The sequence below is a fragment of the Pseudoalteromonas sp. SG45-5 genome (assembly GCF_014164085.1).
GTDB classification, from domain to species: domain Bacteria; phylum Pseudomonadota; class Gammaproteobacteria; order Enterobacterales; family Alteromonadaceae; genus Pseudoalteromonas; species Pseudoalteromonas aliena.
This window is the reverse complement of sequence record NZ_JACJEM010000002.1, coordinates 55,128-79,066: the sequence shown is the minus strand read 5'-3', so window position 1 is coordinate 79,066 and position 23,939 is coordinate 55,128. Positions and strand designations below refer to the sequence as shown.

General features: G+C 39.2%; 15 protein-coding genes and 1 pseudogene. 7 read left to right on the top strand and 9 right to left on the bottom strand.

Features of this window, described 5'->3' with window-relative positions:
• Positions 1-79: 79 nt before the first annotated feature.
• Together H5119_RS00905 and H5119_RS00900 are read right to left on the bottom strand one after the other, a co-directional pair.
• A complete protein-coding gene (locus tag H5119_RS00905; RefSeq protein ID WP_182700861.1) occupies positions 80-1,006 on the bottom strand; it encodes an electron transfer flavoprotein subunit alpha/FixB family protein in 927 nt (308 codons plus the stop codon).
• The gene (locus H5119_RS00900; RefSeq protein ID WP_182700860.1) at positions 1,007-1,756 is read right to left on the bottom strand and encodes an electron transfer flavoprotein subunit beta/FixA family protein; all 750 of its coding nucleotides are present in this window, start codon (positions 1,754-1,756) and stop codon (positions 1,007-1,009) included.
• 221 nt (positions 1,757-1,977) lie between these two features.
• Here H5119_RS00900 and H5119_RS00895 point away from each other — a divergent pair, with 221 nt between their 5' ends.
• From H5119_RS00895 to H5119_RS00870, 6 genes are all read left to right on the top strand, one after another.
• Complete coding sequence (locus tag H5119_RS00895; protein WP_182700859.1) at positions 1,978-3,624, top strand: electron transfer flavoprotein-ubiquinone oxidoreductase; 1,647 nt, start codon at positions 1,978-1,980, stop codon at positions 3,622-3,624.
• A 132-nt stretch (positions 3,625-3,756) separates the two neighbouring features.
• The gene (locus H5119_RS00890; RefSeq protein ID WP_077537838.1) at positions 3,757-4,221 is read left to right on the top strand and encodes an acyl-CoA thioesterase; all 465 of its coding nucleotides are present in this window, start codon (positions 3,757-3,759) and stop codon (positions 4,219-4,221) included.
• 532 nt (positions 4,222-4,753) lie between these two features.
• Positions 4,754-5,323 (top strand): outer membrane beta-barrel protein, encoded by a 570-nt coding sequence (locus H5119_RS00885; RefSeq protein WP_077537837.1) that lies wholly within the window; start codon positions 4,754-4,756, stop codon positions 5,321-5,323.
• A gap of 203 nt (positions 5,324-5,526) precedes the next feature.
• Entirely contained in the window at positions 5,527-6,231 is a 705-nt protein-coding gene (gene tsaA, locus H5119_RS00880; protein ID WP_182700858.1) for a tRNA (N6-threonylcarbamoyladenosine(37)-N6)-methyltransferase TrmO, read from the top strand.
• 89 nt (positions 6,232-6,320) lie between these two features.
• Positions 6,321-8,045, top strand: coding sequence for a proline--tRNA ligase (locus H5119_RS00875; protein WP_182700857.1), 1,725 nt, complete (start codon positions 6,321-6,323; stop codon positions 8,043-8,045).
• Positions 8,046-8,407: 362 nt separating this feature from the next.
• On the top strand, positions 8,408-9,238 hold the full coding sequence (locus tag H5119_RS00870) for a UDP-2,3-diacylglucosamine diphosphatase (RefSeq protein ID WP_182700856.1): 831 nt from the start codon (positions 8,408-8,410) through the stop codon (positions 9,236-9,238).
• 22 nt (positions 9,239-9,260) lie between these two features.
• Here the strand turns inward: H5119_RS00870 and H5119_RS00865 are convergent, their stop codons facing one another.
• The 4 genes and pseudogenes from H5119_RS00865 to H5119_RS00855 form a co-directional block, all read right to left on the bottom strand.
• Positions 9,261-12,317 carry a response regulator gene (locus H5119_RS00865; protein ID WP_182700855.1) on the bottom strand — a complete coding sequence of 1,019 codons (3,057 nt, stop codon included), beginning with the start codon at positions 12,315-12,317 and terminating at the stop codon, positions 9,261-9,263.
• 475 nt (positions 12,318-12,792) lie between these two features.
• Entirely contained in the window at positions 12,793-13,164 is a 372-nt protein-coding gene (locus tag H5119_RS00860; protein ID WP_259399618.1) for a GNAT family N-acetyltransferase, read from the bottom strand.
• A 204-nt stretch (positions 13,165-13,368) separates the two neighbouring features.
• Positions 13,369-13,775: pseudogene (locus H5119_RS20390) on the bottom strand (GFA family protein).
• A 799-nt stretch (positions 13,776-14,574) separates the two neighbouring features.
• Positions 14,575-15,198: a trimeric intracellular cation channel family protein gene (locus H5119_RS00855; protein ID WP_182700853.1), complete on the bottom strand. Its 624-nt coding sequence runs from the start codon at positions 15,196-15,198 to the stop codon at positions 14,575-14,577.
• A gap of 316 nt (positions 15,199-15,514) precedes the next feature.
• Here H5119_RS00855 and H5119_RS00850 point away from each other — a divergent pair, with 316 nt between their 5' ends.
• Positions 15,515-15,934: an N-acetyltransferase gene (locus tag H5119_RS00850; protein WP_182700852.1), complete on the top strand. Its 420-nt coding sequence runs from the start codon at positions 15,515-15,517 to the stop codon at positions 15,932-15,934.
• Positions 15,935-16,033: 99 nt separating this feature from the next.
• On the opposite strand, the gene H5119_RS00845 is transcribed toward H5119_RS00850, so the two are convergent.
• From H5119_RS00845 to H5119_RS00835, 3 genes are all read right to left on the bottom strand, one after another.
• Positions 16,034-18,664, bottom strand: a complete 2,631-nt coding sequence (locus H5119_RS00845; protein WP_182700851.1) for a glycosyl hydrolase family 18 protein — start codon at positions 18,662-18,664, stop codon at positions 16,034-16,036.
• Positions 18,665-18,800: 136 nt separating this feature from the next.
• Complete coding sequence (locus tag H5119_RS00840; RefSeq protein WP_182700850.1) at positions 18,801-20,396, bottom strand: lytic polysaccharide monooxygenase; 1,596 nt, start codon at positions 20,394-20,396, stop codon at positions 18,801-18,803.
• A gap of 64 nt (positions 20,397-20,460) precedes the next feature.
• On the bottom strand, positions 20,461-23,607 hold the full coding sequence (locus tag H5119_RS00835) for a glycosyl hydrolase family 18 protein (RefSeq protein ID WP_182700849.1): 3,147 nt from the start codon (positions 23,605-23,607) through the stop codon (positions 20,461-20,463).
• Positions 23,608-23,939 lie beyond the last annotated feature (332 nt).

Genomic DNA, 23,939 nt, shown 5'->3' with positions numbered 1-23,939 from the left:
CAAAAATGAAACGACGGCTTTAAATCAGAATACGCTATCTTTATATAAATAAAACAACGACACGCTTAGTGTTATTACCTTAGAGCGCTTGCTCAAGCTCAGGTAACACGTCAAATAAATCAGCGACTAAACCGTAATCAGCGACTTGGAAAATAGGTGCATCGGGGTCTTTATTAATTGCGACGATTACTTTTGAGTCTTTCATGCCCGCTAAATGTTGAATTGCACCACTAATACCAACAGCTATATACAAGTTAGGCGCGACAATTTTACCTGTTTGACCTACTTGCATATCATTAGGTACAAAGCCTGCGTCAACTGCTGCGCGTGATGCGCCAATAGCAGCGCCTAGCTTATCGGCAATGCCATTAAGCAACGCGAAGTTTTCGCCATTTTGCATACCACGACCACCCGATATAACCACTGTCGCGGCAGTTAGCTCTGGACGTTCTGATTCAGTTTGTTCAACACTTACAAAGCGACTTAATTGCGGATCAGACACTGTATCGATGCTAGTTATAGCCGCTGCTGATTGCTCACCTTGTAAATCGAAGCTACTAGCGCGTACTGTAATTACTTTTTTACTATCGAGTGATTTAACCGTGGCGATTGCGTTACCAGCATAAATTGGACGTTTAAATGTATCTGCGTCCACTACTGTGATAATTTCAGAAATTTGCGCAACATCTAATAGCGCTGCAACACGTGGCATAAAGTTTTTGCCTGTTGTCGTTGCACTTGCGACTATGTGGCTGTAGTTGTCACTAAGCGATAAAACTAAATCGGCCATGCTCTCAGCTAACTGATGTTCATACACACTATTATCGGCAACTAAAACATTAGCTACGCCATCAATGCTGGCAACTTGTGCGCTCATTGCGCTTAGGCTGTTACCTGCAATAAGTACATCAACAGGAAAACCCATTTTTACTGCAGCGTTAATTGTTTTTGAGGTTTCTGGTTTTAAGGCACCGTTGTCGTGCTCTGCAATTACGAGTGTTTTCATTTAAATCACCTTTGCCTCTATTTTTAATTTTTCTACAAGCTGCGTAACATTTTCAACAATAATTCCTGCTGTACGTTTAGCTGGCTCTTCTACACTTATTAATTGTATACGCGGTGTTAAATCAACACCAAGCGAATCAGCTGCAATTACTTCAAGCGGCTTACGTTTGGCCTTCATTATATTTGGCAGTGATGCATAACGAGGCTCATTTAAACGTAAATCGGTTGTCACAACTGCAGGTAAACTCAGTGCTACTGTTTGCAAACCGCCATCAACTTCACGGGTTACGTTCACTTTGCCATCGTTAATAACCACTTTTGAGGCAAATGTACCTTGTCCACGCTTAGTGAGCGCAGCAAGCATTTGACCTGTTTGATTATTATCTGAGTCGATTGACTGTTTACCTAAAATTACAAGTTCAGGAGATTCTTGCTCTACAATTTTAGCGAGGAGCTTTGCAATATGGAGTGACTCGAGCTTTTCATCGGTTTCGATGTGAATGGCTTTGTCGGCACCCAGAGCTAATGCTGTGCGTAATTGCTCTTGTGATGCTTTTGGACCAATAGTAACAGCAACAACTTCACTGGCTGTACCGGCTTCTTTAAGGCGAATGGCTTCTTCTATAGCAATTTCACAAAACGGGTTCATTGCCATTTTAACGTTGGTTAAATCCACGTCGCTGTTATCACTTTTAACGCGTGCTTTTACGTTGTAATCAATCACTCTTTTTATTGGTACGAGAACTTTCATAGGAACTCCATAATTATTTAAACCTACAAGCTAACGTGCACGTCAACCTATTTATTTCATGAAATTAGACTACTTCCTGTTGACGTAAACGTCAACCTAAAATAACCTTTAACTATTCACAGTCTGTAACGTTTAATTTGCAAGGTTAAAAATAGGCTGTACACCTTATTTAAATGCGTAGTAAACATTCGAATAAGTCCGTCATAGATAAAGAGGTTATTATGGTCGAACGTGAAACCATGGAATTTGATGTAGTAATTGTTGGCGCTGGCCCTGCGGGGCTTTCAAGTGCAATTAAACTCGCGCAATTAGCACAAGAAAAACAACAAGAGTGCATGATTTGCGTAGTCGAAAAAGGTTCTGAAGTAGGTGCACATGTACTCTCTGGTGCTGTTTTTGAAACCAAAGCTTTGGATGAGCTACTACCAAATTGGCAAGCGCTTGGCGCACCGGTTACAACCAAAGTAACTAACGATGAAATTTATTGGTTTAATAACGAGCAAAAAGCGACATCAATCCCCCACTTTGCTACGCCAAAAACATTTCATAATGACGGTAACTACATTGTATCTATGGGTAATGTATGCCGATGGCTTGCAGAGCAAGCTGAAAACTTAGGCGTCGAGATATTCCCAGGATTTAGTGCTCACTCTTTAATAATTGAAGATCACGCAGTAAAAGGCATTATTACTGGCGATATGGGTGTCGACAAAGACGGTAATGAAAAAGACGGTTACATGCCAGGCATGGAGCTTCGTGCAAAATACACTATTTTTGCTGAAGGTTGCCGTGGCCATTTAGGTAAGCAATTAATCAATGAATTTGCCCTTGATGCAGATTCATCGCCACAGCATTACGGTTTAGGCTTTAAAGAAATTTGGCAAATTGATGAAAGTAAGCATGAGCTTGGTAAAGTTGTTCATGGTACGGGTTGGCCACTTAGCGGCGATACTAACGGTGGTGCATTTATGTATCACAGTGACAACAATCAAGTCGTTGTTGGTTTAATTGTTGATTTAAATTACTCAAACCCACATTTAAGCCCTTTTGATGAATTTCAGCGAATGAAACATCATCCAGTATTTAAAAACGTACTTGAAGGTGGCGCACGTATTGCTTACGGTGCACGTGCAATTGCTAAAGGTGGTTTGCATTCATTACCAAAAATGCATTTTGCAGGTGGCTTAATTGTAGGGTGCGATGCAGGCACACTTAACTTTGCAAAAATTAAAGGTAATCACACTGCCATGAAATCGGGAATGATTGCCGCTGAGGTTATTTTTGAAGCACTGCAAAATGAGTTAACAAATACCGATTTAACTAATTACCAAACTGCTTTTGAGCAATCGTGGGCATATAAAGAGTTATATCAATCTCGTAACTTTGGCCCTGCTATGCACAAACTAGGTAAGTTTGTAGGCGGTGCATACAACACGCTTGATCAAAATATTTTTAATGGTGGTTTACCGTTTACATTTAAAGATAATACGCCCGATCACTCGACTCTTGTTGATGCTAACGCCGCTGGCAAAATAGCGTACCCAAAACCAGATGGGCAACTTAGCTTTGATAAACTCTCTAGCGTGTTTTTATCAAATACTAACCACGAAGAATCACAACCGTGTCATTTAAAGCTCAAAGATGCGTCAATTCCTATCAACGTAAACTTAGTTAAGTTTGATGAGCCCGCGCAGCGTTATTGTCCAGCAGGCGTTTACGAAGTACAAGAGGTAGCGGGGAATAAAGAGTTTGTTATTAACGCCCAAAACTGTGTGCACTGTAAAACCTGTGACATTAAAGACCCTAGTCAAAATATTACATGGGTAACACCAGAAGGGGCTGGTGGACCAAACTACCCTAATATGTAGCTAAATTATGCGTTGAACCACTATATATTCGTAATTTTTACATATAAATTATAAACATATCCTAAATTGCAGGGGCTTCGGCCCCTTTTTTGCGCTATGCTGACACTAGTTTTAATAAATTGAGTATTTCTTATGCCGTCGTCAAAAGTTGTTTTTCGTTTTTTAGCAGAGCCTACCGATGTGAATTTTGGTGGTAAAGTGCATGGTGGAGCCGTCATGAAATGGATTGACCAAGCTGGTTATGCGTGTGCTGCAGGATGGAGTGGCCATTATTGTGTAACGGTTTCGGTGGCGGGTGTTAAATTTAGACGCCCTATATTAGTTGGGCAAATTGTTGAAGTAGAAGCTAAAATAGCGCATACAGGTAAAACCAGCATGCAAATTTTTATTCAGGTGCGTTGTGGTGATCCAAAGACACAAAATATGGTTGAAACAAATCATTGTGTTATTAGTTTTATTGCTATGGATGAAACAGGTTACCCAATTGAAGTTCCCTCTTTTCAGGCTGTGACTGACGAAGATATTAAATTAGAAAACTACGCTATAAAAATGAAAGAAATAGCGATTGAAACCGAAAATTTATTACACAAAGTTTAGGCCGTGTTTATCTTTGAGGTTAAATCTAGCAATTTGTTTTTTAATGTGTGTTGACCTTTCTACTTTAAAACTTGTTCTGTTTAGGAGTGACTGACTTACTCTTTATTGTCTACATGGATGTAGACACGTATAAATAATAGAGTAACGCCCGAATAATTACCGAGCTAATTTTAGTTTTCAAAAAACATGATCATTTTAATGTATTTGGTATAACTAGGTTAAAAAGTCGCTCGTCACAGTTTCCCCCCGGTAAATAAAGCAAATCTTGATTCGGAAAGCTTTCCACTTCATCTAGCTATGTAAAAAACTCATATTAACTTGTAAAAGCTACAAAAGTCTTTAGATAACAATTTATTACAAAAGTTCACTTTGTTTATTATTTAAACTTCTCATCGATAAAGCCAATACTAAAGTAGGGTTTTTTAAGCATTTTCACTTGTTTTTATAGTTGGCATGTTCGCTGCATTTACTAAATTGAAGTTTGATTGACTTAATTAAACATTATTTTTTATTTGTAAAGGAGCTATTCACAATGATTAAAACACTTTCTCTTTCTGCACTTGCATTAGCAACACTGGGTTTTAACTCTGCAGCACACGCTGATATTTCTGATTTTGATTCTCCACGTATTTATACTGGTATCGGTTACGGTCAATATTCTTTTGAGTTTGAAGACAGTGATAACGACACTGACTTTGACGACGATGCACAAATGCTTAAAGGCTATGTTGGTACTCAATTTAACGAGTACTTAAGCTTAGAGCTTGCTTACCAAAACTTTGATGAAGTTAGTGACATAGACAGCAAAGCTGAAATTGATGGCGTATCTCTTGCCGCACGTTTGGGTCTTCCACTATCTGAAAGCTTCACTGTATACGCAAAAGGTGGTTGGCTTGAATGGGACGCAGACTATACACAAGAGTTACCAATAGGAAGTATATCGACTTCTACAGATGGTGGTGATGCGTTTTACGGTGCAGGTATCGAATATGCGCTTACAACAAATGTTCAATTTCGTTTAGAGTATGAACGTTACAAACTTGATGATGACATTGATCCAGATATGGATGTAGCGTCTGTATCAGTTCAATACATGTTTTAACTATTTTTAACATGCATACAGCAAGGTAAGCTCAGGCTTACCTTGTTTATTTTTAAATTCTGCTAAGCTGCAATTATAAAGCACTTGGCTCAATTCCTATCATTTAAACCATCCGGTTTATAAGTAATAAACTCAATTACAGTAATGCCATAAAGGCTAAATACAGGTAGAATAAGGCTCTATTTTATTTGTACTCGAGTACTATGAGCGATTATACCATTTCGGCTATTGGCCACATTCAATCTCCTTATAAACAGAAGTTTGCTATACCTAGGCAGCCTCGTTTAGTGCCACAAGCCAAGGCAAAACTTATTTTTGCACCTGATTTTAATCGCGAAGAGTTTGTACGTGGTTTAGATGAATTTACTCATATTTGGTTGTTATTTCGTTTTCATGAAACCGCCGATAAAGGTTATTCTGCGATGGTGCGCCCGCCCCGTTTAGGTGGCAATGAGCGAAAAGGTGTATTTGCTACCCGCGCTACATTCAGACCAAACGCGATTGGTATGAGCGCCGTAAAACTTGAAGGTATAGAGTATAAAAACGGACAACTTAGTTTATCGCTCGCTGGCATTGATTTGCTTGATGGCACACCGATTGTTGACATAAAACCATATTTGCCTTATTCAGACTCAATGCCTGATGCAAGTGCTGGCTTTGCTGACACGCGCCCAGAAACACAAATGACGGTTGAATTTAGCCCTCAGGCAATGGAGTTTATAGATGCGCAAACACAATACCCAGATTTACATGATTTTATAGCTAATGTTTTAAAACAAGATCCCCGCCCTGCCTATAAAAAACAAAAAGACGGCGAGCAAAGCTATGGTATGACTTTGTACAATTATAATATTCGCTGGAAAGTCAATGGCGAGCATAACGTAGTAACAAGCATAGAAAAAAACTAAATAACTCAGTTAGCGCTTTAGTGTAAAAGCATCCGCTGGTAAACTTAAGCTCTATTAAAAGAAAATAATTACTCTATTTCGGAAAAAACATGCGTACAAGCCAATATATACTCGCAACACTTAAAGAAACGCCATCAGATGCTGAAATCGTATCGCATCAGTTAATGCTTAGAGCCGGTATGATCCGTCGCGTCGCTTCGGGTTTATACACTTGGTTACCCTCTGGTTTACGCGTGCTACGTAAAGTAGAAAATATTGTACGTGAAGAGATGGACAAAGCTGGCGCCATTGAAATGCTAATGCCTGTTATTCAACCTGCTGATTTATGGGAAGAGTCTGGTCGTTGGAATGAGTTTGGTCCTGAGCTAATGCGCTTTACCGATCGTCATAATCGTACATTTGCACTTGGCCCAACACACGAAGAAGTGATTACAGATTTTGTACGCAAAGAAATAAACAGCTACAAACAGCTGCCAGTTACTTTATACCAAGTACAAACGAAAGTGCGCGACGAACGTCGTCCTCGCTTTGGTGTGATGCGTGCTCGTGAATTTACAATGAAGGATGCCTACTCTTTTCACCTAAGTGAAGAATGTTTAGATTCAACATATCAAGCGATGCACAAGGCATATTGTAATATTTTTGAGCGCTTAGGTCTTGATTACCGTCCTGTTATCGCAGATACAGGCTCTATCGGCGGAAGCGTATCGCATGAGTTTCATGTACTTGCTGAATCAGGTGAAGATGCCATTGCATTTAGTGATGGCAGTGATTACGCAGCCAATATTGAAAAAGCAGAAGCACTAGCGCCAAACGATCCACGCCCAGAAGCAAGTAAAGAGTTAAAAGCGTTTCCAACTCCTGACGCTAAAACGATTAACGAGCTTAAAAAACACTACGGTGTAAAACCTCATCGCGGTGTTAAAACGTTAATTGTTTATGGTACGCCTGATGAAAACGAAGTACGTGGTTTAGTTGCCTTGGTACTGCGTGGCGATCACGAATTAAACGAACTAAAAGCTGAGAAGCACCCGTTAGTAGACTCTCCGCTTGAAATGGCAACAGAGGCTGATATTGTTGCTGCCATTGGTGCAAAACCTGGCTCACTTGGACCGGTTGGGTTATCTATGCCAATTATTGTTGATAGAGCCGCTAACATACTTGCTGATTTTGTAGCTGGTGCTAACAAAGACGGTGAACATTACAGCGGCATTAACTGGGATCGTGATATCACAGATTACGAAGTTGCTGATATTCGTAATATTGTTGAAGGCGATATGAGCCCATGTGGCCAAGGCGTTTTACAAATTAAACGTGGTATTGAAGTAGGGCATATTTTCCAACTGGGTACTAAATACTCAGAAGCAATGAAAGCTGGCGTATTAAACGAAGACGGCAAAAATCAAACAATGACTATGGGCTGTTACGGTATTGGTGTTTCGCGTATTGTTGCTGCTGCTATTGAACAAAACAACGATCAATACGGGATCATTTGGCCACAACCAATCGCGCCATTCGACTTAGCAATTGTGCCTATGAACATGCACAAATCACATCGTATTCCAGATATTGCAAATACCCTTTATCAAGGTTTAAAAGATGCAGGCCTTAATGTATTGTTTGATGACCGTAAAGAGCGCCCAGGCGTAATGTTTAACGATATGGAGCTAATTGGTGTGCCATTCACACTTGTAATTGGCGAGCGCAACCTTGATGAAAACAAAGTTGAGCTTAAAAACCGCCGCACAGGTGAAAAGCTAATAATTGATATTGATACTGCAATCAATGCAATTAAAGCAGCCGTTAAAGGTTAAGTAATAATTAGCTTTGAAATAATTTAAAAACCGCTTTTTAAAAGCGGTTTTTTTATACCTACATTTTATCTGTGTCATTTAGCTTTAGTATTACTGTCGTATAGTTGTCATTTTCATTCCCTAAAGTATTTAACCTGAACTCAGGATAATAAATCTATCTCGAGCAGCCATTTTCAGCGCTAACTGCGTTGAGTTTACTTGCAATAGGCCCGCTATTGACGCGTAAATTCGCCTTGTTTTCACTGAAAATCTCTGGCTAGAGAAAATAAATTTAAATATCACCATGATTCAATACGTTAGTAAATCTCTTAACCAAAGTTCAGGTTATTTAACTATTACACTCGATACTTTAGGGAATGAAAATGAGTAACGCTACAAACAGTAAAAAGCCACACTACCCTGCTATTTGGATCTCTGACGTTCACCTAGGTTACAAAGACTGTAAAGCCGATTACTTACTTGATTTTTTAAACTCTGTAGAATCTGACACGCTGTACTTGGTGGGTGATATTATTGATTTATGGTCGATGAAACGTCAATTTTATTGGCACCCTTCCCATTATCAAGTATTAAGCTGTGCTAGCGGGACACGTGTCATTTATATTCCCGGTAATCATGATGAGACTTTTCGTAATTACATAGATCAGACTCTGTTTGGTATTGAAGTCCACCAGCAGTTTATTCACACTACTAAGGCTAATAAACGGTTTTTGCTGGTGCACGGCGATGACTTTGACTCTGCGACTCGCTATAACAAATTTATTAGTATTGTAGGTGATGTTGGATACGACTTTTTATTATTTTTAAACCGCTGGACAAATCGTATTCGAAAGGTATTTGGTGGTAATTACTACTCGCTTGCTGCATGGATCAAAGCCCGCGTACACAAAGCACGTGAAGCAATTACAGCCTTTGAAGATGCTGCAATTCATGAAGCTAAAAAACAAAACGTAGATGGTATTATTTGTGGTCACATTCATCATCCAAAAATAAAAGTTGATGATGGAATTGTGTATTGCAACGATGGAGATTGGATTGAAAGCTGTACTGCCCTTGTAGAGCAGCAAGATGGGAGAATTGAGTTATTACATTGGTCAGATACACAAACCATACTTGATAGCGCTGATGTAACAAAACTAACGACACCGATAATCAGTTCAGTAAAGATCAAACCTAAAAAATCAGCTGCATAGCAGTTGAGCGCACACTTGTAATTTAGTTTAACCAGGTCAATAACTTACTCTTTAGAGTATGTGGCTTTATAGGTTTGGTTATATAGTCGTTCATACCTGCTGCGAGACAACGTTGTCTGTCGCCTTCCATTGCGCTTGCCGTCATTGCAATTATAGGGACATTTACGTAATTACTTCCTGCTTTCGAATTTCTGATTGCATTGGTCGTATCGTAACCATTCAAGTTTGGCATTTGGCAATCCATTAAAATAACATCGAAGACGTGCTCCTTGTTTTGTTTTAATATCTCCAAAGCCTCTAAACCATCTGATGCTGAAGTAACTCTAACTTGAGTCGGCTTTAAAATCGCTTTAGCCACTTCTATATTTATCATATTATCGTCTACCAGTAATATATGGTATGGCGACAAATCAGGTTCAATGCACTCATCGATTAACTCTTTTGACGGCGTAATAATAAGCTCATTATCCGAGCCAAATAAACTAGCGAGTTTATAACTAAATTGATCTTGGGTAAGTGGTTTATTTAAAATATGGCTGCCTTTAGAAAGTACAGCTTTAGCTGGGCTATCTGCCACCATATCACGTAAAATCAACACATACTTTTTGTTATACTGCTCACAAAAACGAACTAAAGCATTAATTTGTAAATGTTCATCATCTATTATTAATAAGTCAGCTTCAAACTCCTTATGATCGCTAAAGTAGTCGAGCCTTTCGATATTTGTACTGTGTATTTTGCAGGTGTTCTGTAATAAATCACAGACGTTTTTATAAACACTATCATGGGCGATTAATGTTGCAATACGAACATTCGTAGCAAGTTCAATACCTGTATTTAACTTTTTATTTTTAGCTACATGTAATTCAATGGTTGCACAAAATGTACTACCTACTTCTTTTTCACTAACAACGGATATGTTACCTCCCATTAACTGAGCAAGCTTTTTGCTGATAGATAACCCTAAACCTGTGCCACCAAAATGACGCGTAGTACTAGAATCCTCTTGTGTAAACATGTCAAATAATTTAGCAATGTTCTCATCCGCTATTCCAATACCGGTATCTTTTACGGTAAAACTCATTAATAATTTACTATCAGTGATATATTTAGACCCAACTGTTAAACTCACTTCACCCCGATGAGTAAATTTAAATGCATTATTCACTAAATTAATTAAAATTTGTTTAAGTCGATGGCTATCGCCAATCACCATTCTATCCACTACATCTTTAGTATCTAAAAATACTTCAAGGCCTTTACGCTGCCCTTGTAATGCTAAAGAGCTAATCATATCGCTACATACTGTCACTATATCAAATGTATGATTATCGATATCAAGTTTGCCTGCTTCTATTTTAGAAAAATCGAGAATATCGTTTATCAAATTCATCAAAGAGTGAGCGCTGCTGTTTGCCAATTTTAAATAATGCTCCTGTTGTTCGGATAAACCGTCCTCTTTTAGCATTTCAAGCATACCTAATACACCATTCATTGGTGTACGTATTTCATGAGAGATATTTGCCACAAAATCGCTTTTTGCTTGGCTAGCAATTAAAGCTTGATCAATGGCAGATTCTAACTCAAGTGTTCTTTGTGAAACCTTCAACTCTAAAGTATTGTTTAAACTTTCCAGTGCTGATTGAGTCTTTTTTAAGGAGCTTATATTTCTTAAAATTGCTGCGACTTGATATGCATTTTCATATACATCAAACACGCTCGTTAAAGTAATTGAATAATATTGCTTATTTCCATTAGGCTCAGTATAAATGGCTTCAAAAGGCATCTTCGAACCTGCATTTATAGTTTGCGATAAACAATCTTTATCTATATCTGCCAACGTAAACATAGAAACAAAGTCAACTTCGTTCTCTATTGCATGACCAAACGCATACTTTGCTGTGTTATTACAATGAACAATGATACCCGTACTTTTTATTGTAAAAATAGCATCTAAGGAATTTTCAATAACTTTGTTATTTTGCTCTTTTAGCGAATGAATCAACAGTTTTCGATTAATAAAACGCTGATAAACAATGGTGACAACTAACAAAACAATTAGAAAAATAGCAAGTAGAGCGATGAAGTTTTCACGCCTTTCATTAACCTGTGCCATAAGCATATCGCTATCTACACTTACAACTAACTCCAATGGCAGCATTGCAATATTGCCATCAAAGTAAATACGTTTTTTAATAAAATACTTTTTGGGTAAATTATTTAATGGTATTGCGCCTTCTAATGCCATACTTTGTGCATTTTTAAACTCATCACTCCAAGTTTTACCTCTGTTAAATTCAAAACCAAAGTTTAAATCAGGGTTTGGATGAAATAAAAACTCGTCTTCACTATTCATTAAATAAATGGCTGTATTTTTAGGTAATTCAAACTCTAAGCTTTTAAATAATTGATCCGCAAAGTAGTTTGTCACAAGCACTGCAAAGACTTGCTTATCCTTATCAAACACTGGTTTAGCAACACGGAAGGTTGATACATAAGGTTTTTGAATATCTCCATTTTCACGATTGTAATTAATGGGTGAAATATAAACGGTATTCTCATCCAGCATACTGGCTTTTATAATGTAATCACGTTGTCCTTTTTTTTGTAACTGAGAGCCTTGTACCCGTTTAATTTCACCTTGATAGTTTCGATCAACTCTAACTATTTCTTGCCCACCTTCAGCAAGCGCTATGTAACGAGCTTGAAGAATACTCTCATCTGTTCGCATAAAACCTGAGAAAATACTAGCTAAACGCTCTTGCCATATAGCCATTGGTGTACCAAGTAGTGGATCTACACGATTATTTTCAGTCGCGCGCGTAATTCCTTTAATTGGTGGTGTTGCGTCTAAGAAACGAATGGCCGTTACGCTATCTTGAAAGTGTTTTTTTATTGCGACGGTTTTATTTTCAAGCTCTCGTTTTAGTTCAATATGAGACGCGCGATATATATTGCCTCTAATTTTTTGATCAAAGACAAAAAGAGAAGGAAGTGCAATGAGTAAAAAAAGCATCACAGTAAAAAGTACCAGTTTATTGCTTTTTGCAATACTTAAAAAAACATTCCTTTTGTACATTTATCTGCAACCTAAAAGTATAATACATTGAGTATAGAGCAAATAATCATAACCTGAAAAATTAATTATTTATCGCTAATTTTGAAAAAGTGAATCTTTAAAGCCCTTCAACTACCTTACAGTTATATTGAGCTCATATTAATTTTCATATGCAAAATCACTATTATTTCAAAAATACTAATGTAATCTCTCCTAAAAATAATAAAAGCCTATAGGTATTAAACATATGGATTCGACGAGTATTAAACTATGGCATGACGTTCCTTTGCCAAAGAACATTTCAATGTAATTGCAAAACAAAGAAAGAAAACGGTGAAGAGGCTTATTGCTTCAAGCTTCATTTAATTGTCAATCATCTTTGTGTGAATTTTTTCTGTATATGGGTGCCAAAATTACTGTCACACTACAATAAGCAGAATGCGAAGCCTTTGCTAAACTTTCATTTAGCCCGTTAGCCCCGCAACTTTAAAGTTCGCTATAAAGCAAGCTTCATTTTAAAAAACGGGATATCCTGCTTATAAAAACGTACTCCGTAGGGAGTCATGCCAAAACGTCTATAAAAACCTAAAGCAGATTCTCTCGCGTCACACCAAAAAAGGTTAGCTTCTGTACTTTTTAATGACTGGATAATATGGTTTAACATTTTAGAACCAACACCTTGGTTTTGATAATCCGTGTCGGTTGCGAATTTACGTAAGCGTGCTTTACCCTGCGTCAAATAAACAGAGGCAACACACACTAAATTGTCGTTTATAAAAGCACCAAAATGGCTCGCATCTTCATCACCGTCTACACGACAAAACTCAGTTGTTTCGTTGGGCCACAATACACGTTGGCGTAGTAACATTGTTTGTTCAGATGATATTTTGCATATCTGCATTTTGGTGTATTCACTCTCTAATAATTATATAAAAAATAATGATGACTCACCTCACTTTACTGTTAGAGCGTTATCCCACTTATAATAAAAAAGTAAACTTCATTAGGAATTTTGTAGTAAACAAATCAATTAGAAATTTGTAAGCTGTAATTATAAACGTTAAATGCTTTATTATATTTTAGCAGCAAAGTAAGCCATTATCTCAGCAGTGGTCCTTTCTTTAGTTTCATTTGAAAAACAATAATAATTTGGTCGCATGTCACTAAAATACTGCATATCCATTTCTAAGCCTTTCAAATTAGAGAACATACCTATTGGCATGATCTATTCGCCTGTTGTTTTGAACTTATAAAACAAATGAGTGCCACATTTAATACAGAAACTGCGAGACGCCTACGATGCAGATTCGTACATTTTAACTTTATCCACTCATTCAATTTTGACTTTAATTCCGCATTTTACAGCAAAAAATGGGGCCCCGCCCCAAGTCCTACAGAATTGGCAATGACAAACCGTAAACTTACCTTAGCAGTTATTTTTACGGCCCCACAAAGACAGCTTGTTTTGTACTGAGACATTAATAACTTAAAATAAGTTTAAATAACCGCTAAATCAAAGATTTACTTTTGATTTAGCGAACCATAACTTAGTTGCTGATTTGGGGGAAATATTAACGCGTTTAAGTGGATTTTACAGCTAAATATTATTAGTCATTCATTTTCGCATTATTCTTTACCGCTTTTTTGATTATTTAAAACTTCAATCATAATAAATAAACCGTTATAAAATTGCGCCTAACACTTTAGGCTATACCATATTTAATTTGAATAGTTCCTTTGATGGACACTGGTTAATGTATCTATAACAAATAATTTAGCCAATGAAGAGACGGTACTTTATCCGGCAACTCATCCTTTTCAGCTTTTGCCCATAGTTATTTCTATGCCATCTCTTTAACACACGCTGCAAACCTCACGTATTTTCGCCATATTTTGCAGCTGTAATAACCTAACGGAAATAAATGCTTAAATGTTGGCAATTCGTAAAATATTACCACTGCGCTGAAAACGTAATCCTTCTGCTTTGGTTCCATCTGTTTACCATGCTTTATAAAACGCCTTTAAACGCCACCGAAGTTCATAGTACCTTACTAATTTCTGGGCATCTTTCGATATATATATGGGCTTTGCTGTTTATATAATCCAACATGACGGATTTTTGTGTGCTTTTTTTCCTAACGCACAGTGGCATTGACACTTAGTGTCGATGGTTCTTACCATTCTTCCTGCGCGTTGCGCGATATTAACTGCATAACAGCACTGACCTTGCGCTGTTTCTATTAATTGATTGAGATTGCATTGAGACTCCATTAATTTTCTATTCTAACGTCTTTTTTCTGAATATAGTTAAGTGCCACCCCCAATGCAGTGAGCCCAATCTTAAAAATAGAGTGGTAAAAAATGAGCCTAAAATGCACCAAATATAATCTATGTTAAGACTAAATAAAGCACCATAAACAAGCCCACCAGCTAAACATGCAGATGCATAAGGTTCACTGCGCATAACGGTTGGTACCTCACGGCAAATAACATCGCGTATTAACCCGCCAAAAATCCCTGTTGTTATACCCATGGTAATGGCGACCACCATGCCAGAGCCATTAATTAATGCTTTTTCGATTCCCATGATATTAAATAATGCCATACCAACAGCGTCTACGAGTAAAAAATAATAGTTATTAACGTGCGGTAGATATCGAATAAATACAATTGTTGCTACGACAGCGCCATAAGTGAAATATAAATATTCAGGCATTGCAATCCAAAATACTGGCTTGTTTAAAAGTATATCTCTGAGGGTCCCGCCGCCTAAAGCGGTAACCGTTGCCACCACAACGACACCAAATCCGCTGATGTTTTTTTCATACCCGAGCAACGCTCCCGCAACAGCAAAAAAAGCAACTCCGAGCAGCCCTAACGCCATAAAGTAGTCAGCAGTCATGGTCATTCCTTTTTAAAATATATCAGGCACTGTTTCAACTTGCATGCCAAAGTCATAATTAGGAAAATATAAACTTAACAAATTGAAATTATTTACTTTATTTCATTTATAGAAAATTAAATGCGACTTACCCAAGGTAATTATTCTAATTATATGTATTTTTTACACACTAAAATGAACAAACGCTTTAATTTAGGTTGCGACCTTAATCAGGTAAACAACAGCCTATATTAACGCATAAAAGTTGCTACACTAGCTCGCTACAACTTTGTATCTTACACAAAGTATACTAATAAAATGGAGCAGCCCGAATACCATGAAATTAACAACACCTATGCCCCCAGAAGAGGCTGATTTTGAAGCATTAAAAGCTGGTCTCACTGCATTTAATGAATCTTTTACAGGCATTGTATTTAGAGAAAAAGTGTCTGCTTTTGTAAAAGATGACTCAAATAAAATTTTTGGCGGCATATTAGGTGAAATTAATTGGGACTGGATGCACATTCAAGGCCTATGGGTTGATGCCAGTGTTCGTAAAATGGGTTGGGGACTTAAACTTTTATCTGAAATGGAGGGCTATGCTTTGTCAAAAGGGATTAAAAATATACGGCTAGAAACAACCACATTTCAGGCACTCGATTTTTATATTAAAGCGGGATATTCTATTTTTGGTGAATTAGCCAACATGCCTAATGGACACACCAGTTATTTTTTACAAAAGCAGCTAAACGTATAACAACGCGACCAAAAATAGACGTCAAATAATGCAATGAAATTTAAAGCAGCCCTAAAGCTGCTTTAAATAGGTTTATTATCCAAAGCTCAGGTTATATTACTAAAGTAATTGCCATACGCTCGCTGAACCTGGCTTATCCCCTTGTGTCCACCATTTTGCTTGGTATTGATTACCTTGATAAATAACTTTATCACCACTGTTATAAACCGCCGATAGCTGCCAAGCTAGATTGCCTTCTCCATCTGTAGGCGGTGACTGCGCATCCCACGGCCCACCTAAGTCAGGGCTGTTTCCTTGAGTCCACCATTTAGCTTTATAAGTTATTGTATTAAATACAACTATATCGCCTTTAACATATACTTTACTTGCATCCCATGCATCTGCTGCTGGAGGGGTTGTTGAATCGTTGTTTGTTACGGTAACAGTAAAGTTTTGTGTAGTTGAAACCTGACCATCACTTACAGAGACAGAAACCGTAAAGTCTGTGTTTTGTGCAACTGCGTCTGCTTCAAGGCTGATATTTGCGCCGTCACCGACACGTTTTAATCCTGCAGGTACGCTCCAGCTATAAGTTAGTACATCGTTTTGTGCATCGGTTGCAATAACTGAAACTGTTGCAGTTGCGCCCTCTTCAAGGGTTATATCTGCAAGGGTGTTAATAACAGGTGCAGTATTTTCGCCACCACTGGTTGGCGCCAGTACATTAACAACAATTGCTTTACTAACGGTTACTTTACCATCAGACACATTGACTGTTGCTGCAAACTGGCTATCTTGGCTCACATTTGGGGCAGTAATTGCCACTGTGCTTGTTGTCTGACCTGAAATGGATAACTGCGCAGCAGCTGTCCACGAAAATGTGAGGACATCGTTATCGGCATCGGTTGCGGTTGCACTTACAGATACTGATTCACCTGCGTTGACTGTCACTGTACTTTGTACATTTAAAATAGGTTTGTTATTAACCGGTTGCACAACGCCACCTAAACCATCATGCATCGCATTAAGAATATCGCCGTTATCGCCGTCGATTTCCCATGCAAATAAGCCGCCTAAGTTGTACTGTTGAACATATTGGCCTTTTGCAATGACAGATTTAGCATTATCGTATGTAATAAGCTTTCCTGTTGATCGATTCCACACATACGCGCCTTGAGCTTGATCATCATAACCCACTTCAAAACCATTCACGCCCATGCCATCAGTACCAATCATGAAAGATTTAATACCTTTGTAATCAATTACACCGTCTTCCCATACGCCCTGCGCGTTGCTTCCTTTTAATGGACCTGAGCCGGTTGCTGTCATTGGATTACCATCAATAGTGGTACCTGTTGGAAAAATCCCTTCCCAACCACGGCCATACATTGCAGCGCCCACTACAATTTTTTTAGATGGTACATTTTGCGCTAATAATAACTGCACAGCGTTATCTGTTGTATATGCGGGGCCTTTACGTGGCTCACCGCTTTCATCTAAGCCCGTGCCATTACATTCGCCTGCGCTAATATGCTCACCACAATAAAGTGCAGCTTGATGACCTGTTACGCCACTCCATGCGCCGTAAAAGTCATAAGTCATCGCAAAAATGTAATCCATATACTGGCTAGCTGCTTGGTAATCAACGTCTTCAATTTTGTCATACCCTGCGCCAATGGCTGATGTTAACTCGTAAGTACGGCCAGTTTCCGCTTCAAGTTGATCAAGCATGGCGCGCAGCTCTTGCATTAATGCCACATAGGCTGGACCATCATTTATAGGATCGCCTATACTTTTATTTGCACCGTCACCTCCAGGGTATTCCCAATCAATATCAACACCATCGTAAAACTTCCATGTTTTTAAGAACTCCTCCATTGATGCTACAAATATGTCCCTGTTGGCTTTATCAGTAAAACTAGAAAATGGATCTGATAGTGTCCAGCCACCCACCGAGGGTAAGATTTTCAGATCTGGGTAGCGCTGTTTAAGCGCCATTAACTGTGAATACGTACCACGGATTGGATCGTTTGCATCCACACCTGGTAATGCTTTTTGTACAGCGGCCCATGGGTCGTGAATAACAACTTCAAAATCTTGTGTCCCTGCGCACGCTATCTCCAACGAGCGTTTAGGATTACCTGTCAGTGAGTCGTTTGGTCCACAAATTGGAATAAAGCCATATAGAATGTGACTTAGGTTTTGTGCGGGGATATTTGTTACATCAAAGTCACGCCCGTAAATGCCCCATTCAACAAAATAAGCACCGGTAACCAAATCTTGTTTAACACCAATGTCACGGTTATTTGAATTAACATCCATTGGCAGTGGCGCTAAATGAGATCCGTCGGTATCGGCTATAACAATTGGTTTCCCTGCACTGCGAGCACACGTAGCCCCTCCCTCACATAACTCAACGTACAATGTATGGCGACCTGCTTTGTCATAAAGAAAAGAAATAGTCCCGGTCTTAGAACCTGCCGCAAGAGTGCCTTCATTTACCAATATGTCATCAAAGTAAACTTTGTAACTATCACCACCGTCACCGCTCCATGCACTCCATTGAATATTGATATTCACCTGCTCCACACGGGTAACAAGTTGTTTATATGATCCATTCCCCTCCAAATCCACTTCCACAAAAGAATATTGTTGCGGTTCCCAATTAATACTTGGTGTAGACGGTGCGGCAATCGCTGTACTTGCAAATAATACTGCGCCAATGGCGGCTGTTAACTGTTTAATATTCATATTTTTCTCTCATTTTGTTACAAAGGCGTGTTGATTTTAAAAATTAAAATTTTTTCTTTTAGGGGGATTTAATCCCTTCCTAAAAAAGCAACACGCTCTTGTGTTTTTAATAAACGCGAACTAAAAAATTAGTGTGTTAAAGCTTGGCCCACACACTGGCTTGCCCAGGTGTATCACCTTGAGTCCACCATTTAGCGCGATAACCTTGGTTTTGAAAAATCACTTCGGCGCCACCTTGGTAGGCTTTACCTGCTTTCCATAAATTGCTTTGCTCTGGTGATGTTTCACCTTCCCACGCATTTGATTCATCGGGTTGTTGCTCTTGGTTCCACCACTTAGCGGTATAAACAACGCCTTGATAAGTGACTTTATCGCCAGCTTGATATACTGCGGAGCCACTCCACTTAGGAGCATCAGAATCGACAACTGTGCTATCGTTAATAGTTACTTTAAAACGCACTTGAGTGGTAAGTTCACCGTCGGATACCGACACTGAAACCGTATAGTCCGTATCAGCTGTTATCTCGGGGGCGTTGAGTTCAATATTTGCATCCCCGCCGCTAAAACTAAGCGGGGCTGGCACTGACCAATTATAAGTAAGCGTATTTTGTTCATCGTCAAACGCATGTAAATGCACTTTTTTTGAGGTGTTTTCATCAATGACTAAGTCAGCAGGAGCATTAACAATCGGTGCCGTATTTGTTGGTGAGCTTTGCACACTTAAGGTGTAGGTATAGTCAGCATTGCTGCTATAAACTTGATTAATTAAAGTATCAGAATCATTAAATACAACATCGCCAGCTTCGTTTTGTACCCCGACTTGCATTAAATGTGCATAATCAAGATTAAGCTGTGCTGCTAATGTTTGTTGCCAGTTGGTACTATTTTGAGCCGTTACTTTAAATTGTTGGTTAATAACTTCTTGGCCACTTTCGTCAAACAAACGTGCCCAAACAGTATCCCCCACCGTTGCAGTTTGGCCTTGACGTACAAAGTAGCCAACACCACTCCATTGACTTGGTTCAACGGGTGTTGCATCGCTTATAATATTAATGTCGCTACAGTTATAAAAACCTTCGCCAGCTTGATCCACACGCTGCCAACGGCTGTATAAAATGGCATTACCACTGCGACCTTGTGGAATTGCGACATTCATTTCATAGTAACGGTTACCTTGGGTACCTTTAGTGAAATCAATGTTACTGTGCTCTTGCACCAGTTCCAAATCTGCCCACGTCAACACATCAGTGGCAGCATTAAAACTCGGCTTGGTTAAATAAAACTGCCAAAAACTTGGGTTGTGAGGGGTTGTGGCAAGGTAACGTATTTTTACTTCGCCATTAGCGTTAGGCACAATATCGCTGCGTTGCCAGTGTGGTGATGGTAAATCCATACCGCGTTTTTCATTATCGCCACCAGCGCACAATAACCCATTGGGTACTTTTTCTTCAACCGCTGCTTGATTAAGGTAATCGGGAGTATTAACAGAAAATTCAATATCTTGAACAAACTGAACTGTCCCTGATTCTAAAAATGCTGCACGACATGCTAGATTTGGAATCGCGCTGCCATCAGTTGGCCACCAATAACCTGCATCAGCTTTACAAAATGCTTGCCGTGCATTTGGGCTATCCATGTAGCCATGCGCAGTAACCTGAGCAGGCATAATTGCAAGCAGTACACAGCTTGAAACTGCTGAGAGCGATAGAGTTTTAAATTTAATTAATGTCATTATTTTATCCTTCAAAAGACTTTAGGCAGAGGCAAATTGTTCCTCGCCTCTAAAGTGGTTTTATTTACAGACTACAACGTTTGATCCAATCAGCCGTAGCGCCTGGCTCAGACGTGGTCCACCATTTTGCTTTAAAAACCGAATTTTTATGGGTCATTAAATCGCCACTGGTGGCATGGCTTGGGTTTCCTGCCCAATCTTTCTGTGGAAAGTTTGGGTAAACTGGAATTGATGACACAGCAACACCTTCACATGTGCCTGAATTGTTTGGCTCACTCGTATTGCCTGCTGTTGCCGTTGGGAGTTGCGGGTACTCAAATTTGAATGCGTAAACGTTGCTATCTTTTTCAATAGTAAAGTTACTTGGGCCTGTAATGGGCATGTAGTACATCACTTGTGCGTTAACGGTGGCGCCTGCACTAAAGTCTTTTGGTATACCGCCCCATTCATTATTAAGAGTGATAGAAAAGCGGTGAAACTCATTTTCAAAACCACCTATATTGTTACCCGCTGTATTTGAGCCGTTTACTTCGACTGCCATACCCAGCTTTTCTTGGGCATTCCAGTTTGATTTAAAAATAGCTGAGGTTGATACAGGTACATCAAATGATATTTTTGCACCGCTTAAATCAATAGATGAGTTATTAGTAAACGAAAAGGTAGGACTTATCGGGTAATTATCATCCCCCACAGGAAAGCTGCTCGCTGCAAACGTTACATCAACGGACTCTGTTGGCACTGTAAAACTTGGGTTGCCGCCATGCACATTATATACAACACCACTTTGGTTAAATTTGTCATACGCAAGAGACGTAAGCGTCGTCCCCATGAAATATTCATTTTTTTGTGAGTCGTAATCAAAATCGCCTGCAAGCTCCCAAAACATGATGCCGCCTAAGCCATTGTTGATCACGTAGTCAACTTTAGCCGTCATTGATTCTTCGTCTTCGATTGAAAGAAATACTTTTTTATCTGCATTCCATAACCAAGGCGCAATGGCAACATTGTCGTAGTAGCGTGTATAAGTGCCCGTTAATTTATCTTCTGGGTTAGTATTGGGCGTTAAACCATACGCACCTAAATACGAAGGGGTTATTCCACGTTCGAGGTTTTTAGCATGCCAAAGTGGGTTTGAACCTGCGGGCATTTCTTGGCCTGCATCATTTTTATCATGCCAAAGATTATCTATGCCTAACGCACCATCTCCACATTTATTTTTTTCACCCACACCGGTGCCAGGCGAACAATTGGCTTGATTAGGTAAAGCAGCTTGCCCCCATAAGCCATTAGTTCCACCACTTACATCTTTAAATCCCCGAGTGTAGTAAGGCAAACCAATATTGATACGACCCGCTGACATGGCGCCACGAAAATAACGCACAGCCCAATCTGTATTTAAATAGCCAATACCTTCAAACTCTTTGGTGCCGTACACATCCCATTGAGTTAACTCTGAATCTTGACCTGTATCAAACAGGGCTGCGTTATGGCCAACATGTGAGTTCCATGCACCGTGTAGGTCATAAGACATAATATTGACATAATCGAGGTATTTGACCGCTTGGAATGTTTCCATACCACGCAGTAAATAACCTGAAGAAGGGGATGCAATTGTTAAGAGGTAATGTTTACCTGCTTTTTCGCCAGCACGGTCGAGTGCTTCGCGTACTTTTTTCATTAGCACTTGATATGACGCATTTAAACCAGCGCGGCGTGCATTTGAAATAGGGAAATCATCAGGGTGGCCTGAATCTTTCATTGATGAAGGATATTCGTAATCGATATCAACACCATCAAAACCATACTTTTCTATAAACTCAACGGTGCTTTGCGCAAATGCATTAATACCTGAATGATTCACCGAACCATCAGCAAGAGTTGTCATGGTGTAAAATCCACCACTTGCAACGCGGCCTGTACTATCAAAGTAACCGCCAGTTTCTGCCCAGCCTCCAACAGACACTAACGTTTTTACTTGTGGGTATTGTTTTTTGTATTTATTTAAAAGATTAAAGTGCCCCTTATACGTAAAACTCGGATCCATTTCAGCTCCGACCACACCGGGCCATTCCATGTTTGTTGCTGGATTCCCTTGTGCAGCTGGGTCGCCAATTGACACTTTATTGTTTATATCAACATGTGCAAATGCATAGTTGATATGAGTGATTTTATCCCACGGAATGTCATTCACTAAATAACGTGGCTCACCATTTGCGCCATTACGCCAGCTAGTAAAATAACCGATTACGCGCCGAGGATGATCCTCCCCCATAACCTCTCGTCCCTGGGCATCATACACAGTACAATAAGGGGTATTCACACCTTGGGTTTGATATAAACCTTGGGGTTTGCACTCATCAACGCCGTCACTGGGAGTCCCCTCTTTCGCAACTGTTAATATCTTTGTTGCTTGTGAGGTCGCGCCTTCGTTATCTATTACCGTTAGTGTAAAAGTCACATCTCCACTTGCTGTTACTTGGTGTTCATAACGACTTGATGGTGTATTTGCTTGGTATACATCACTGCCATTGACTGCAAAATTAAGCTGCGTTACTTGGCCATCATCGTCAGTACCTGAGAGCTCAAACACAACACGTGAGCCAACAACAAGTGGATCTGATGAGGTGCTAAAAGAAATAGTCGCCATGGGTGGTTGATTTGTAGGTTCAACCACAACATCGTTAACATTAACGGTGCTGGAAACTTGACTCGACTGCAATCCTTTATCATCAGTCGCCACTGCACTTATTTGATGCGTCCCCACTATTGCTTGCCAACGAGCGCTATACGGAGCAATGCTATCGGTTGTGATCAGGGATCCGTTAACAAAAAATTTAACATGATCAATTGTGCCGTCTGTATCTGTCGCTTCAGCCAAAATGACAACGTTGTCTTTAATGGAAAATTGAGAATCATCTGTGGGGGTTAAAATAGAGACTACAGGCGCATCATTGACAACGCTGTCACACACACCTAATTTAATCCATTCTTGCCACTCACCAGCATTTTCAACAGGGTTAGACTGTGTCCACCACTTTGCTTGGTACGCATTACCTTGCGCTTTAACTTGGTTACCCTGAGTATGAGTTTGGCCTAATTGCCATGTATCTAATACGCTGCAATCAACTGCTGCGTGCGCGCTTAAACCGATAATACCCAGTGACAATACGCTTAGTTTAAAGGGGGTTTTAATCATTTTACGTGAGCTCATTTGATCCTCCGTTAAAAACTCAATTAACACTTAATTTACATCTTAGTTTCTAAAAGTAGCATAATCTACTCGTTCGTCAACAACTAGAAACTGAACAAGCGAACAAAAAACAACCCAAAATGTAATCATAAATAGTGCATTTAAGAATTCTATACGCACCAAATCATTATATAACAACGGTTTAGTGTCTATATTAGGTAATTTTTTAGAGAGATATTAATTTAAAATTAACAGAAAATTTACTATGGAGGAGTTAGGCAATAAGCAGTTTTTCAGATTAATAGATTATTACTTCTGCCGATATAACTTATTTTTCAGTTGCGCTTTGCTTT

Coding starts and splice junctions, on each gene's coding strand:
- H5119_RS00905 (WP_182700861.1), bottom strand. CDS start 1,006: ATGAAAACACTCGTAATTGCAGAGCACGACAACGGTGCCTTAAAACCA.
- H5119_RS00900 (WP_182700860.1), bottom strand. CDS start 1,756: ATGAAAGTTCTCGTACCAATAAAAAGAGTGATTGATTACAACGTAAAA.
- H5119_RS00895 (WP_182700859.1), top strand. CDS start 1,978: ATGGTCGAACGTGAAACCATGGAATTTGATGTAGTAATTGTTGGCGCT.
- H5119_RS00890 (WP_077537838.1), top strand. CDS start 3,757: ATGCCGTCGTCAAAAGTTGTTTTTCGTTTTTTAGCAGAGCCTACCGAT.
- H5119_RS00885 (WP_077537837.1), top strand. CDS start 4,754: ATGATTAAAACACTTTCTCTTTCTGCACTTGCATTAGCAACACTGGGT.
- tsaA (WP_182700858.1), top strand. CDS start 5,527: ATGAGCGATTATACCATTTCGGCTATTGGCCACATTCAATCTCCTTAT.
- H5119_RS00875 (WP_182700857.1), top strand. CDS start 6,321: ATGCGTACAAGCCAATATATACTCGCAACACTTAAAGAAACGCCATCA.
- H5119_RS00870 (WP_182700856.1), top strand. CDS start 8,408: ATGAGTAACGCTACAAACAGTAAAAAGCCACACTACCCTGCTATTTGG.
- H5119_RS00865 (WP_182700855.1), bottom strand. CDS start 12,317: ATGTACAAAAGGAATGTTTTTTTAAGTATTGCAAAAAGCAATAAACTG.
- H5119_RS00860 (WP_259399618.1), bottom strand. CDS start 13,164: ATGTTACTACGCCAACGTGTATTGTGGCCCAACGAAACAACTGAGTTT.
- H5119_RS00855 (WP_182700853.1), bottom strand. CDS start 15,198: ATGACTGCTGACTACTTTATGGCGTTAGGGCTGCTCGGAGTTGCTTTT.
- H5119_RS00850 (WP_182700852.1), top strand. CDS start 15,515: ATGAAATTAACAACACCTATGCCCCCAGAAGAGGCTGATTTTGAAGCA.
- H5119_RS00845 (WP_182700851.1), bottom strand. CDS start 18,664: ATGAATATTAAACAGTTAACAGCCGCCATTGGCGCAGTATTATTTGCA.
- H5119_RS00840 (WP_182700850.1), bottom strand. CDS start 20,396: ATGACATTAATTAAATTTAAAACTCTATCGCTCTCAGCAGTTTCAAGC.
- H5119_RS00835 (WP_182700849.1), bottom strand. CDS start 23,607: ATGAGCTCACGTAAAATGATTAAAACCCCCTTTAAACTAAGCGTATTG.